This window comes from Bacillus sp. AFS015802, from assembly GCF_002561455.1.
Classification (GTDB): Bacteria; Bacillota; Bacilli; order Bacillales; family Bacillaceae_B; genus Rossellomorea.
Genome location: NZ_NTUP01000013.1, coordinates 59,515 through 72,838 on the forward strand (window position 1 = coordinate 59,515; position 13,324 = coordinate 72,838).

Here is a 13,324-nt window from a genome sequence, read left to right on the forward strand (position 1 = left end):
ACGGTTTTCCCGATTATGGATACTAAAAGTTCCCCATAATTGCTCCAAGGCGGTAAATCATTCCTTCCTCTTCAGGGCTCTCAGCCTGTGACCCTGCTCTCTGAATAAGAGAATAGTGAATGACTCATGTCCTCTTCTTTGCTTTCGTATAGTATATTCCAATTACCATCAAAGTGTTATTGAAATTATATGGTAGTATTTTCTAACTGTCAAGAGTCATTTTATACAAAAACAATTAAAATAATGACGACAAGAATAAGACGGTAAATGGCAAAGGGGATTAACTTGATTTTATTGATCACCTTTAAGAAAAAGTGAATGGACAAATAGGCAAAAAGAAATGCACTGATAAACCCTACTAGTAAAAAGGGCATGAATTCAGCATTAAAATACATCCAGTTTTTCATAAGAGACAGGGCACTTGCACCTAACATGATCGGTACAGCCATGATAAATGTAAAATCCGAAGCTGCACGATAACTTAAACCGAGTAGAACGCCTCCGGAAATGGTAGACCCCGACCTTGAGAAGCCTGGCCATAGTGACAGACATTGAATCAGGCCAATCATAAACGCTTTCTGATGGGTGATTTCATCAACCGTTTCAACCGTCTGTTCCTTAGGACGGAATATATCCGCAGCGATCATAAGAAATGCACCTATGGCTAGTCCGGCAAGAACCGTGTTAAGTGAAAAGAGATGTTCGTCAATGTAATCCTCAAAGAGCAAACCGAGGAGAACCGCAGGAAGTAAACCAACCAATATATGTGTTAATTTTAAACGCGGCGACCTGCTTTCATTACGTGAATTCAATCCCAGTAACCCCTTGAATCTGTCACGGAACACAATGACGACGGCCAAGATGGAGCCCAATTGAATCACTACTTTAAACGTATTTGCAGGATATTTACCCAGCACTTCTTTCGATTTGATCCATAAGTCGTCCACTACAATCATATGACCAGTAGAGGATACAGGGGCAAACTCCGTTAGACCTTCTACCATTCCCAGAATAAATGCTTTAATCAGGATTACATATTCCATTGATTGCTTTTCTCCTCTAGTAAAGATGAAATTGTTTTTGCATTGTTACGTGGAAAGTCGACCATCGGGGGCTGTACCCAAAAGAATGGAGAATATTCTTTATAACAATCTAGAATATATTACTACAAGTATTGAAAGGCGACAATAAGAATTTTTTCATACAAATCCACCTATGTTATGGAGTCAAATTATGACATGCTTCCGTTTGGTCTTGTACGCAAAAAAGCACAGAAATAGGAGATTTCCCATTCTGTGCTCATAGATGTACCTTAAATAGACTGCCAATCTATAAGGAAATTAATGAATATCTTTCTTCTTAAACCTTCCACCCCTTACTTCTGCAATATCCGCAATGGCCAGAAAGGCAGATGGGTCATGCTCAGCCACGATGTCCTTCAACTTTGCCTCTTCAAGTCGTGTAATGACGCAGAATATTACTTTTTTGTCATCACCTGAAAAGGCACCTTCTCCCTTCAAATAGGTGACCCCCCTCCCTAAACGGTGCAGGAGGGCATCCCCAATCCCTTCATAATTTTCACTAATGATCCAAACAGATTTAGATTCATCCAACCCTTTTATCGTGATATCGATGATTTTAAATGCTACATAATAGGCAAGGAGTGAATACATCGCCCTGTCCCAGCTAAATACAAAGCCTGCACTGGCTAAAATGAAAAGGTTCACAAACATGATGATTTCTCCAACAGAGAAGGGAAGTCTTTTACTGGATAAGATGGCAAGGATCTCTGTTCCGTCCAGGGAACCACCGTAGCGGATGACCATCCCGACTCCTATTCCAAGGACGATGCCTCCGAAAAGGGAAGCAAGCAAAATATCCTGCGTAAAGGCTGCAACGGGATGAAGGAAAGTTGTAGAAATAGAAAGAATGATGATGCCATAAAGGGTAGAGAACGCGAAGGTTTTTCCGATTTGTTTATAACCGATGAAGAAAAAGGGGATGTTCAGGATGAAGATAAACAGTCCAAGCTTAATGCCGGTTATGTGGGAAAGCATGATGGAGACACCGACGATTCCTCCGTCGATGACCTGATTGGGAACAAGGAAAATCTCAAGACCGACAGCCATGATCACTGCTCCGATCGTTATCAGGATGACCCTCTTCACCACCTCTTTCAGGGGAATCTTCTTATGCATGACCTTCACCTGCCGGGGTTCATGTACAATCTGTCCTTCCATCATCTTCATTCCTCCTCGTATAAGGTACCTTTACAGTACAGCCTCTGAATAAGAAATTGTCCAGATTCCACCATAGAAACTCACCGATATGTATTGCTCACCTGACCCTTCCCCACAACAATAGCTTGTATAACTTATATATTCTATCCTCCACGCTAAAATACCTGCAAATCAAGAGGGACGGACCTTTCCTTTCACTCTCTCCAACCATCATTGTAGAGCTGAAATCCACTTCACACCTGCTTTAACAATAGGTTAACCTGGGTAGACTGCTTTTAAAAACAAGCTTTACAGAAGGTCCGTCCCTCAAACAATAGTAAGATTTGACTAATAGAGGGAAATGAAGTATTTTTATTACTTGTATGTTCATGTTATGTACAGGCTGGGAGCGGTTGTGTTCTCACGTTAAGTAGTTTTTTTGGAGGCTTTTCTTTTGATTACATTAATCAAAGCACTATTGGTCAATATTACGATTTTATTTTCTTTTACTTATAATGCAAATGTATTATTTCCTTTTAAGGAAAAACAGGATTCCGGTTTCAAACATAAGATCACGTACGGACTGGTTGCATCATTCGGAGCACTGCTGTGCATGCTGTATCCGATTGAAACCCTTGGGGAGACCCACTTCGATTTACGGATGATCGCGATTCTGATTGCCACTATTTATGCCGGATTATTGTCAGGCTCGATTGTTTTATGCTGCGTGATCGTTTTCCGCTATCTAATCGGTGGTCCATACGTTGCGGTAGGCATTGCTGTTTCAGTGCTGCCCTTTATAATTGGGATTATTTTCCGTAAGATGCTATTGAAGACACAGTATAAATGGCTGGCGAGTACTGGGATTTTCCTTATTCATTCGCTCCTCTACATCATGATCATTAATTTGTTTATACCTATTCTTCACCTGCCATTTTATTTCATTTATTTTACTATTTTCTACTTAACCTTTCTTGCTCTGGTGTTCATCATTGAACATTTGATTCGCACCAATAAGCAGATTGAAGAGATGGTATACCTGGATAAGTTGAACATGGTTGGACAGATGGCGGCTTCCATAGCACATGAGATCCGCAATCCCCTTGCAACCGTAAGAGGGTTCATTCAGCATCTAAGCGAGGATTCAGAGGATGAACGATTGAAGAGATACTCCCCCCTCATACTGAATGAATTGGATCGAACAAACAAAATTATTACGGACTACCTTAGCGTGGCAAAGCCAAGCGGATTTCACCTGTCCAGGCTCAACCTTGAAACCGTCATCGGGGACTGTGTGGATTTATTAAGACCCTTTGCTTCCTACTCCAATACATCCATCGTTTTTCACGGTAGTGGCTCCCATTATATTAAGGGAGATGAGGATCATATGAAGCAAGCCTTCATGAACATCATTAAGAATGGGATCGAATCCATCGAGGGCCGAGGGGAAATCTCGATCAGTCTAAAAGAAGATCCTTTCTCACACTCTATCATCATCATAATCTCGGATAATGGGAAAGGGATGACCGGAGAGCAATTAAAGAAAATCGGTTTACCCTTCTATACGACGAAAACAAAAGGCACAGGATTGGGGAGTATGGTGACAAATAAGCTCATTCGTGAAATGGGTGGCATGATTGAATACGAAAGTGAATTGAAAAAGGGAACTGTCGTAAAGATCAAATTACCACTTCTACCATAAAAAGAATCTCTGTAAAGAGCTTAGGCCCACTAAGCTCTTTTCTTATGGGGATTCCTCGTCCCTTCCTTTTCGAACTGTGATACACTTATTTTATCAGGATTTTCCAACAATCATTTTGAAAGAAGGAATCGAAGGATGAACAAAAGATGGACGTTTCTTTTTTTATGTGCAGTAATCGTGACACTCTGTATGATTACGATTCTCAACAAACCGAATGAAAAGGATTTTGAAAAATGGTTACAGGAAGAGTATATGATCGACTGCAACGAAGACTGCTCCATCATCGAAATGGAAAGTGTCAGTGGGGATATAACTGAGAGAATCAAGTATGCTGACGTAAGTGGCACCTATTCTCCCGGTTTGTTCACACTGCAGATAAGCAGACAATACAAAAGTCTTAATGACCCTAAGCAAATGATCAATATTAAGGTGATAGGATTTAACGGAAGATTTTACCCATTGCAATCGAAGGATGAATGGTAAGGTGGTTTGTTTACATAATTATATTATAGTTATCAAATTAGGTTCTTTTTTAAATGAAAACCCCGGCTCTCTTAAGCCGGGGTTTTCATCTATTCGAGGAACCTCAATAAATCGCCGTATAGAATATCATCTGACATCCTTAACTCTTTTCTGACGGTTTCCTTAAATGGCTCGCATAGAGATTCACTTACAGATTCCTCACTCTTTTTCTTGTAACATACATTGTCTTGAAAAATGTACTTATCTGTTATGAAATCGCCATCCCGGAAAATGACGGGATGATTTTCATCACGGGTGAACAGGCTGTGACCAAAAGAAAGAGTATTCTTTGATTCAATGCCCATCAGATGCAGGACCGTCGAACGGATATCGATCTCCCCTCCGATGGTTTCAATCGTTCTGGCTTCTTCACCCGGAACGTGGATGATAAGGGGGACCTGCTGAAGCTTGGCGTGATTGACCGGAGTATCCTTCTGACCCAGGAGCTCAAATACCCCTGGCTCATATTTCTCTGATATTCCGTAATGATCTCCATAAAGCACCACTACCGTATTATCATATAGACCGTTTGCCTTAAGCTTCTCAAATAAGGTCTTGATTGCTTCGTCCTCATAACGCACCGTTGTGACATAACGATTCACGACATCTTCATTCGTAGCGGCTTGGTCGATGAACTGGTCCCCTTCATCCAATAGGAAGGGGAAATGATTCGTCAACGTGATGAGACGGGTATAAAATGGCTGAGGGACTTTCTCAAGATGGGAGATGGTCTGTTCAACAAAAGGAATATCCTTTATCCCATAATTCACCGAATTTTCTTCTGTTACTCTATAGTCCCTCTTGGAGAAATAGCGATCATAGCCCAGCGACTCGTACATCATTTCCCGGTTCCAGAACGTCCTTTCATTCCCGTGAAAAACAGCCGCATAATAATCTTCCCTCTTTTTCAGGATATGAGGAAGGCTTTGATACTGATTATCGGGTTTCCTCACGAAAGCGGAACCGCTTGATAAGGGATATAGCCCTGTATCAATCATAAATTCGGCATCCGATGTTTTTCCTTGTGCCGTCTGGTCGTAAATATTACTGAAGTAAAAACTGTCCTTAATCAGTGAATTCAAAAAAGGTGTAATTTCTTTTCCATTCACTTTTTCGTTGATCACGAAATTCTGTGTGGACTCCAAACTGACTAAAATCAGGTTCTTCCCTTCAGCAACCCCAAAGAGATCGGAGGGTTTTTTCTTCATTGATTTCGTATACTTAATGGATGCCTCGGTATCTGATTTACTCGCGAATATTTGGGAAAATGGGTTCGTTGCTGCAATTCCGATATCGAACATGTGGTAATTGTATGGACCTACGGATTTCACCATTTGTTCTCTGTCATAGGATTCGGCAAATAAATAGGGTGATTTCACTAAACCCATTGCAACGGTAATCAATAGCAACGCAAGGCTCAATCCAATATAAGTGAACTTCCATCGGCTTGTCATCGTGAAGGGAATCGTCTGCTTCTTTTTTACCATCCATCCGGCAACGATGATATCAACCAATAGTAAGAGATCCCACGGGCTCATCAATTCAAACGTGCTGGGTCCGATGCCTCCTACGTTCTTAAACTGAAAAAGGATGGGGACCGTGACGAAATCCGAATAAAACCGAAAGTAGAGAAGGTCCCCATAAAGGAGTCCGGTAGCTATTCCCATCATAAGCAGGACCAGGCCCCGTTTAACTTCCTTAAAAAAATAAAAGCTGAATCCGATTAAAATCATTAATGAACCGACCGGATTCATTAATATTAGCAATAAGTCCAGGTAAGACTCTATACGGAGATTGAATCCTATGAAGGATACCAAAACGGTCTTGATCCAAAGGGTTAGAATGGCAAACCCCAATAATTTATGCGTTTTAAAACGATGGAAAAATTCTGCAGCCCTACTCATTTCACTACCTTTGAATCCATCATGCGTTGATATTCCTTGATGAGCATTGTCATTGCTTTCAAAACCTTTCGTTCATTATATGATCCCATGAGTGCTACCTGCACCCAGTTCCTTTTTATCAGGTATTCACTTTCGTAGCTTAAAAGAATGCCCTTACTTTTGCAGGCATCACCAAATTGTCTACTACACTGTTCCCTGTTTAGTGCAATTGTAATCACCCCAGGGGAATAAAGTGCATCCCCAAGTAAATGAAAGCCTCCTTCCTTCAATACTTCCCTCACTTGCCTGGAGATTTCAAGCGATTTTTTATAGTCCATTACCTGGAGGGCTTCTTTCAATGCACCTAAAAGATTTGATGAGTGCGTGTAAGGAATGCTTTTATTCATAGCATACATCCCCACATCCAGGTATCTTGGGATCGAGGCAGATGGATTGATTTCTTCCCGGTGAAAAATGATCGCCAGTCCTGGATAAGAACCTATCCCCTTACCGCTGACCGAGGTTGCGAGGTATACTTCTTTCAAATCCAACGGCACGGTTCCGAGTGAGCTGCATGCATCAACACAGAGTTCTACACTGTATTTTTGACAGAGTGAAAGGATTTCCCCGATATTGTATAAGTACCCCGTCGATGTCTCACAATGAACGGTCCATAGCCACCCTATGCCGGGATCACACTGAAGAACGCTTTCTATTTCCTCAACCGTGATCGGTTCATTCCAGTCCTTCTCAATGGTATGATAGGACAGATTGGATCGATTTCCGTGATCGATTAAACGATAGCCAAATTCCCCATTTGCCAGGATAAGACCTCTTCCTGGAATCCTTTTCAGCTGGGCTGCAACCATATCATTGGATAATGTCCCGGTCCCCACTGCCAGCTGTACATGATTCGCATTGGTCATTCCCCTTAAGTTCTTTCTTACTTCTTCCATTTCCCGGATAAATGAGCTGCTTCTATGAGATGACGAACCTCTTTTAAGCGCCTCTTCTACTCTGCTGTGAAGGGGGACGGGACCAGGAAGGAACGATTGGGTGATAGTCTCCTCAGACTTTCGTATCATTAAACGCTGAAATGCTTTCGTTGAATTCTCAAAGCTTTCCCGGGTCAGATACATGGGCTGAAATCTTGCACTCTCATCACCAACGAGATCAGCAAATGGGATAAAACCGATGCGATTGTATAGTTTAAGCTGACGCACGGTCCCGGAAATAAGAGCCATCGTATATCCCATTTCTAAACAATAGGATACCAGACGGTCACATAATTGATAGAAGACCCTCGTACTTCTATACGCTTCTTTAACTGATAGCAGCCTGATTTCACAAGGAATGGCCCGCTCTGGTAAATACCCATCAAGATCATTCAGCTTTTGATCCAGTGAGAAAGGGCGTTTGGACCTTACAGCGATCATGCCCACGACTTCATCCTGAGCCTTTGCTATCACATATGTATTTTCATCGTCAAATTTATCTACAAGCTTACGAGTATCATTTTCTTCATGCTGAGGAATTTCTTCTACGAACGTTTGATAATTTAACGAGTAAATTTGTTGAAATTCATCTGCATCCCCAGCTATCTTATATTGCAGAGTATGATTATGCATACTTGTACCTCCTATGTTTCGGCAGAATGATGAAATGATCTGTTATGGAACATGAGGACAGTCACAAATAAAGCCCCTAATCCTGCTGCTACTATGAATGAACCCTCAATCACATAGGCTGTTATCGGGATGCTCCCCATCGAAATAAACCCGGCTAACGAATACTTCCTAATGCTTATATATGACAGGGCCATTATGATAGCGAAAACACCGATGCTTACCGGGCAGAGGAATAATGCGGAAGCCAGATATACAACAATTCCCTTCCCACCGTGAAACCCAAGTTGGATGGGATACAAATGTCCCAGCATGACCATTATCGAGCTCAGGATCAAATAACCCTCCCCGCCAATCAAGGTAGAAGTCAGGGATAATGCCAGAATCACTTTACCTGCGTCGATCAGAAGGGTCATGAAAAATCCTTTTTTCCCTGCGACCCTTCCTGCATTGGTTGCACCAACATTGCCGCTCCCCATTTTCCTGATATCTTTCCCGGTGAAGATTTTCACAACATAAAAAGCTCCCGCGATGCTGCCCATTCCATAAGAAAGCAACATGACTGCAATTAACATCAAACTTTGACTCATCATACCTGCTCCCCATTATTCTTATATGTTAATAGACGAATCAACCGAGAAGAAAGTTTCATATATTTACCTATTACCTCTCCTCTTCTCCCTCACTAGATAAAACGGAGCATATAGAAGGAGAAATAAGAGAAGACTGACCCCTTCGAGGGATAAAAGGTACCATGGATATTCCCCCAAATAATCGATTGGACTCGCATTATACGGTTTATGTGAGAGAAACATGTAATTCGCTCCGGTGATCCTGTTCACAATGTATACGATAACAGCAATCGTATTCAAAGCCAGGAAAGCCCTGACGAGGGAGCCGATCGACAAACTGTATCCTTCGATCCATACCATATACAAACACGCTAATATAATGGTTAAATGTGCCAGGAAGAATTGAAAATATCGAAAGTGAGGAAAACCAAAAAACAACTCCGGAGTGACGATGGCTATGAACGCACCCGACATACTGGCAAAGAAACTAATCTCAAAGATTCTATAGCTTTTGCTTATGAGCATGATCGTACAGAGATATAGGGATAGCGAACATAGTTGGAAAGGCAAGTTAATCGTTACATCCCACTGATCGTTTATGATATACCAAACCTGAAATGACACTTCACTCAGTACCAGCAAAACGATCAATAGCCATTTCAGCACGCTCTTCAGACTGCCCTGAACATGATCCCTGCTTACAAATAACCCCACCATGCAACCAAGACAAATGATAATGGCCACAAGATGAGAAACCGAAAACAACACAAACGGATACTCCTCATACCTAAAATTCATAACCTCTACAACCACACCCCCAATCCCCCTGCATATCTATACTATATTCTCCCATCCACCCTTCATTTCCTTTAAAGGGACGGACCTTAATTTTTTCACACAAACTCCCTATTTTAAGCTTTCATCCGCCTTTCAATAGGGACGGACCTCAACACCTGTTTTCCATACCCCAAATGAGATACAAAAAATCCCTGTCAGGAACACTTATGGTTCCTGACAGGGATTTTCCACTATCCAGCCCAATCACTTCAATCTATGGTAAATCGATTCCCTCCCAAACGCTTCGATTGATACATAGACCGATCTGCCCGTTGAATCACAGACTTAAAGTCGTCCTTCCGATCACCAGAGGAGACGCTCACCCCAATACTCACACCCACAAACAACTCTTGATGCATATCAAAGGCGAAAGGCAGAGAAAATGCAGACAAGACGTTTTCAGCCAATGCTTCCACTGCATATTGGTCCTCATTCTTCACAAGTAGAACAAATTCATCGCCTGAAATACGGTAACAAGCTACCTCATGCGATTCTTTCAAAGCATTCAACCGACTGCCAATTTCCCTGAGGACGAAATCCCCAACAGAATGGCCATAGGTATCATTGATCCTTTTAAATTGATCGATATCCAAAAATAATAAGGCATATGGTACATCGCAATCGAGGAGGTCTTCGTGCAGCGCCTTTCTATTTTTCAGCTGGGTAAGTTCATCGGTCCTTAACAACCTCTGAATTTCGAGATGTGATTCCATTCGAAGAAACTCCATGTTCATCCATTCAGTACCCATATTCAGTAAGTCTTCATGCACCTTCATTCTTTGTGAAAAAGCGGTATCTCCCTTTTCCTCCGCAAAGAAAAAGCAGCCTTTTGCCTTGCCACTATCAACGATCGGTAAGAGATGGACCTGGGTATCACCGCAATGTATGCATCCTTTATCGTTGCTGTGTTTCAAATATGTCTGCATGCCGCTTCGTAATTCACCATCCGGAAGCAGAGGAAGTTCCCTTTCAGCTTTATAAAAGAGAAGATCATCATGATTCCAATAATATATACCCATTTTCTCTGTACCTATTAATAGAGAGAGGGCATGCAGCAACTCCATTTGCTTCTCATTAATAGAGCCTGGTGATGTAAAGGTCGCATGAAACCTTTTTAAAAAGGCTTCCCGGCTTTCTTTCATCTTTAATTCTTCCTGAAGTTCTATTTCTGTCGTCACCCACTTACCAAAGCTTAACAGTAAATCCAGTTCTTCATGTGAAAACGTTCTCGGTTTGGTTCCGACAATACAAAGGGTTCCGATGACATGCCCTGACTTCACCTTCAACCCGACACCTGCATAAAACCGGATCCCGTATGTCTCTCCATAATGGTATACAGGAGCATCCGGATCCTGCAGAGTGTCCTCCACTACGAAAGAGGTCTTACCGTTTATCACGTATTGACACATCGACTCGGTTACAGGTGAACGAGTTACATCTCTTTCTTCTTCATAAAGGCCCGCGGACGATTTGAATAGCTGCTCGCGATCTGTCAGCAAATTGATTTGACAAATATCCACTTTAAATACTTCTTTCACTATCCTGGTAATCCGGTCGTATCGTTCTTCCCTGCCGCACTGATAGATGCTCATACAAGTGAGGGCATGTACACGGTCCTGGTTTGTTAGATCGTTCTCCCCGCGAGAATGGTCCATATCTTCACTCCCTTTATATGTGACGTTATGTACGATGATCTCTGTTCATGAATTACACAAAAAATCTCCCATTCCGACGAAGAAATGGGATCTATACATGCTATTGAACCTTCCGCAGAGTGAACTCCTGATTATTATGGATAAAATCAAGAGCCAGCCGATTAAATTCAGTCGGTCTCTCTACATTGCAAACGTGACCGCAACCATCAAGGAAAACCTTCACAGCAGAAGGGTCTCCCTTTGTATCCTCATCAAGTGAATCGATAAACAAATGATCTTCTTTTCCCGAAATGTAAAGCTTTGGAATATGCGATGCCTTTTCCTGAACGGTGGCATAGGTCGATTTCATATATGGGGTAAGCTGATACCACCCCAGAAAATCCTTCCGGTTCATTTTCTTTGCTTCCCGGATAAATAGTTTCCTTGAAATTCTATGATTGCTTTTAGGCATCATTACATATGCAAATAGTTTATACAACCACATGAATGGAATCATGCTCTTCACTGCATGACCTACCTGAAGCAAAGTGTTGGCAAATAGCGTAAAACGAGTGATGCAGCCTCCCAGAACCGCCGTTTTCACCCGATCCGGCACTTGTTGCATCAGTTCATGAATCACCACTGAACCGAGAGATATCCCGATGAAGTGGGCTTGTTCGACCCCGATTTCATCAAGGACCTTTACTACCTCACGAACGATTAAATTAATTGTAAACGGATCTTCATATGTTTCAATTCCCGGTGAATTTCCATGACCAGGCAAGTGTATCGTCACTACGTGATAATGTTTCTTAAAGGTTTCCAATTGTTTGCAGAAGATACTTGAAGTCCCCCCGATTCCATGGAGGAAAACCGCATACTCTTTGCCGACTCCCTGATGTACGATGTATTCTAGCATCCATTTCTCCTTATAAACAGCACAACCTACCAAAAGACTGGAATGGATCAGGTGATTAACCAAGCACCGTTTTCCTTTCGTTACGATTATCATGAATAGGAAATTCGGTTTTATGATTCAATCGCATGATGCACTCTACCCTCTTGAAGCCTTACCTTAATGTATCTCTTATTCTATCCTATCTATAGGTTCTTTGTCATATAGAATCCGAAGAAATTCCGAACATTTTGTGATGGATCAATATGGTTCAATATTGAAGATTCAATACAAGGCCATACTTCGTGATATAAAAAAAGGATACAGGATTTTTTTCAAATCCCCTCTCACTTCTTCAATCTTTCGACATGCGCCTTTCGCCTCAGCTGTCATATTGCATTAATACAATGTTCACAGAACCTTTTCAATCAAAGAGATTTCCTTTCATATTCATTTTATATCCTTGAATTGAGCTTACAATCAGAAGGGAGACAATAAAATGAATACTCTTGTAAAAAATGTTTGTTTATCTGCAGCAATAATAGGAATCGGGGCCGCTACCGTCCAGCCCGCCTTTGCGCAATCTGGTCATCCATCTATGAATGACAATAAGATTCTCAACATCGCCCACAGAGGGGGATCAGGTTACGCTCCGGAACACACCCTTGCATCCTATGAAGTGGGAGACGAAATGGGTGGGGATTACATAGAACTTGATCTCCAAATGACAAAAGACGGTGAATTGATCGCCATGCATGATGAAACACTTGATCGAACCACGGATGGATCAGGTCTGGTAAAGGATTATACGTTGAAGCAAATCAAAGAACTGGATGCGGGCTCCTGGTTCAATGACATGTATCCCGAAAAGGCTAAGGCTGAATATAACGGCCTTGAAGTACAGACTCTCGAGGAAGTCATCCAACATTTTGGAAAAGACAAACACTATTATATTGAGACAAAGTCACCTGAAGTATATCCGGGCATGGAAGAAAAATTACTGAAGATACTTGATGAATATAATCTGACACGACAAAACGGCCCTTCCAGTAGAGTGATCATTCAGTCCTTTAGTGAAGCGAGCCTTCAGAAAATCCATGACATGGATGAAGATATCCCCCTTGTCCAGTTAATCGACTATAAGAAGGATGCAACCATCACAGAGGCAGAGCTTGACCATTATGAGGAATATGCAGTAGGTCTTGGGATGAGCTTCAAGAAAATCGATGAAGAATATGTAGAAAAAGTGCGCAATCACGATCTTCTTATCCACCCTTATACTGTCTTGGAAAAGGAAGATATGAAAAGATTGATCGAGTGGGGAGTAACAGGAATGTTCACGAACTATCCTGATCGTTTAGAAGAAGTATTGAAAGAAATGAAAAAGAAATAGAGTAGATAGACAGAACAGAGCTGCCCGGTCGGCAGCTCTGTT

The 13,324-nt window shown here is 41.7% G+C and carries 11 protein-coding genes and 1 other annotated feature (1 of these 12 cut by a window edge); of the genes, 3 read left to right on the plus strand and 8 right to left on the minus strand.

Annotated elements, in window-relative coordinates; all coding sequences use genetic code 11:
- Nucleotides 1-148, minus strand: a binding site (T-box leader); it reaches 77 nt to the left of the window's first position.
- Between the two features lie 73 nt (nucleotides 149-221).
- Both CN378_RS09295 and CN378_RS09300 read right to left on the minus strand, forming a co-directional pair.
- Complete coding sequence (locus CN378_RS09295; protein WP_098351613.1) at nucleotides 222-1,043, minus strand: undecaprenyl-diphosphate phosphatase; 822 nt, start codon at nucleotides 1,041-1,043, stop codon at nucleotides 222-224.
- A 297-nt stretch (nucleotides 1,044-1,340) separates the two neighbouring features.
- Entirely contained in the window at nucleotides 1,341-2,198 is an 858-nt protein-coding gene (locus CN378_RS09300; protein WP_483295075.1) for a YitT family protein, read from the minus strand.
- Nucleotides 2,199-2,673: 475 nt separating this feature from the next.
- Between CN378_RS09300 and CN378_RS09305 the strand changes: the two genes are divergently transcribed.
- Nucleotides 2,674-3,921 carry an ATP-binding protein gene (locus CN378_RS09305; RefSeq protein WP_098351615.1) on the plus strand — a complete coding sequence of 416 codons (1,248 nt, stop codon included), beginning with the start codon at nucleotides 2,674-2,676 and terminating at the stop codon, nucleotides 3,919-3,921.
- A gap of 135 nt (nucleotides 3,922-4,056) precedes the next feature.
- Nucleotides 4,057-4,404, plus strand: coding sequence for a hypothetical protein (locus CN378_RS09310; RefSeq protein ID WP_098351616.1), 348 nt, complete (start codon nucleotides 4,057-4,059; stop codon nucleotides 4,402-4,404).
- Nucleotides 4,405-4,493: 89 nt separating this feature from the next.
- On the opposite strand, the gene CN378_RS09315 is transcribed toward CN378_RS09310, so the two are convergent.
- From CN378_RS09315 to CN378_RS09340, 6 genes are all read right to left on the minus strand, one after another.
- Entirely contained in the window at nucleotides 4,494-6,347 is a 1,854-nt protein-coding gene (locus tag CN378_RS09315; protein ID WP_098351617.1) for an LTA synthase family protein, read from the minus strand.
- Entirely contained in the window at nucleotides 6,344-7,954 is a 1,611-nt protein-coding gene (locus CN378_RS09320) for an aminotransferase class V-fold PLP-dependent enzyme (RefSeq protein WP_098351618.1), read from the minus strand. The genes CN378_RS09315 and CN378_RS09320 overlap by 4 nt, the downstream gene beginning before the upstream one ends.
- An 11-nt stretch (nucleotides 7,955-7,965) precedes the next feature.
- A complete protein-coding gene (locus CN378_RS09325; protein ID WP_257141086.1) occupies nucleotides 7,966-8,541 on the minus strand; it encodes a glycerol-3-phosphate acyltransferase in 576 nt (191 codons plus the stop codon).
- 66 nt (nucleotides 8,542-8,607) lie between these two features.
- Nucleotides 8,608-9,336, minus strand: a complete 729-nt coding sequence (locus tag CN378_RS09330; RefSeq protein WP_257141087.1) for a YwaF family protein — start codon at nucleotides 9,334-9,336, stop codon at nucleotides 8,608-8,610.
- 233 nt (nucleotides 9,337-9,569) lie between these two features.
- On the minus strand, nucleotides 9,570-11,015 hold the full coding sequence (locus tag CN378_RS09335; RefSeq protein WP_098351619.1) for a sensor domain-containing diguanylate cyclase: 1,446 nt from the start codon (nucleotides 11,013-11,015) through the stop codon (nucleotides 9,570-9,572).
- 100 nt (nucleotides 11,016-11,115) lie between these two features.
- The gene (locus CN378_RS09340) at nucleotides 11,116-11,913 is read right to left on the minus strand and encodes an alpha/beta fold hydrolase (protein WP_098351620.1); all 798 of its coding nucleotides are present in this window, start codon (nucleotides 11,911-11,913) and stop codon (nucleotides 11,116-11,118) included.
- Nucleotides 11,914-12,388: 475 nt separating this feature from the next.
- Between CN378_RS09340 and CN378_RS09345 the strand changes: the two genes are divergently transcribed.
- Nucleotides 12,389-13,282, plus strand: coding sequence for a glycerophosphodiester phosphodiesterase (locus CN378_RS09345; RefSeq protein WP_098351621.1), 894 nt, complete (start codon nucleotides 12,389-12,391; stop codon nucleotides 13,280-13,282).
- The last annotated feature ends 42 nt before the right edge of the window (nucleotides 13,283-13,324 follow it).

Excerpts from the sequence above, each read along its gene's own strand:
- CN378_RS09300 (WP_483295075.1), bottom strand. The coding sequence starts at position 2,198 with ATGCATAAGAAGATTCCCCTGAAAGAGGTGGTGAAGAGGGTCATCCTG.
- CN378_RS09325 (WP_257141086.1), bottom strand. The coding sequence starts at position 8,541 with ATGAGTCAAAGTTTGATGTTAATTGCAGTCATGTTGCTTTCTTATGGA.
- CN378_RS09340 (WP_098351620.1), bottom strand. The coding sequence starts at position 11,913 with ATGCTAGAATACATCGTACATCAGGGAGTCGGCAAAGAGTATGCGGTT.
- CN378_RS09295 (WP_098351613.1), bottom strand. The coding sequence starts at position 1,043 with ATGGAATATGTAATCCTGATTAAAGCATTTATTCTGGGAATGGTAGAA.
- CN378_RS09335 (WP_098351619.1), bottom strand. The coding sequence starts at position 11,015 with ATGGACCATTCTCGCGGGGAGAACGATCTAACAAACCAGGACCGTGTA.
- CN378_RS09320 (WP_098351618.1), bottom strand. The coding sequence starts at position 7,954 with ATGCATAATCATACTCTGCAATATAAGATAGCTGGGGATGCAGATGAA.
- CN378_RS09315 (WP_098351617.1), bottom strand. The coding sequence starts at position 6,347 with ATGAGTAGGGCTGCAGAATTTTTCCATCGTTTTAAAACGCATAAATTA.
- CN378_RS09310 (WP_098351616.1), top strand. The coding sequence starts at position 4,057 with ATGAACAAAAGATGGACGTTTCTTTTTTTATGTGCAGTAATCGTGACA.
- CN378_RS09345 (WP_098351621.1), top strand. The coding sequence starts at position 12,389 with ATGAATACTCTTGTAAAAAATGTTTGTTTATCTGCAGCAATAATAGGA.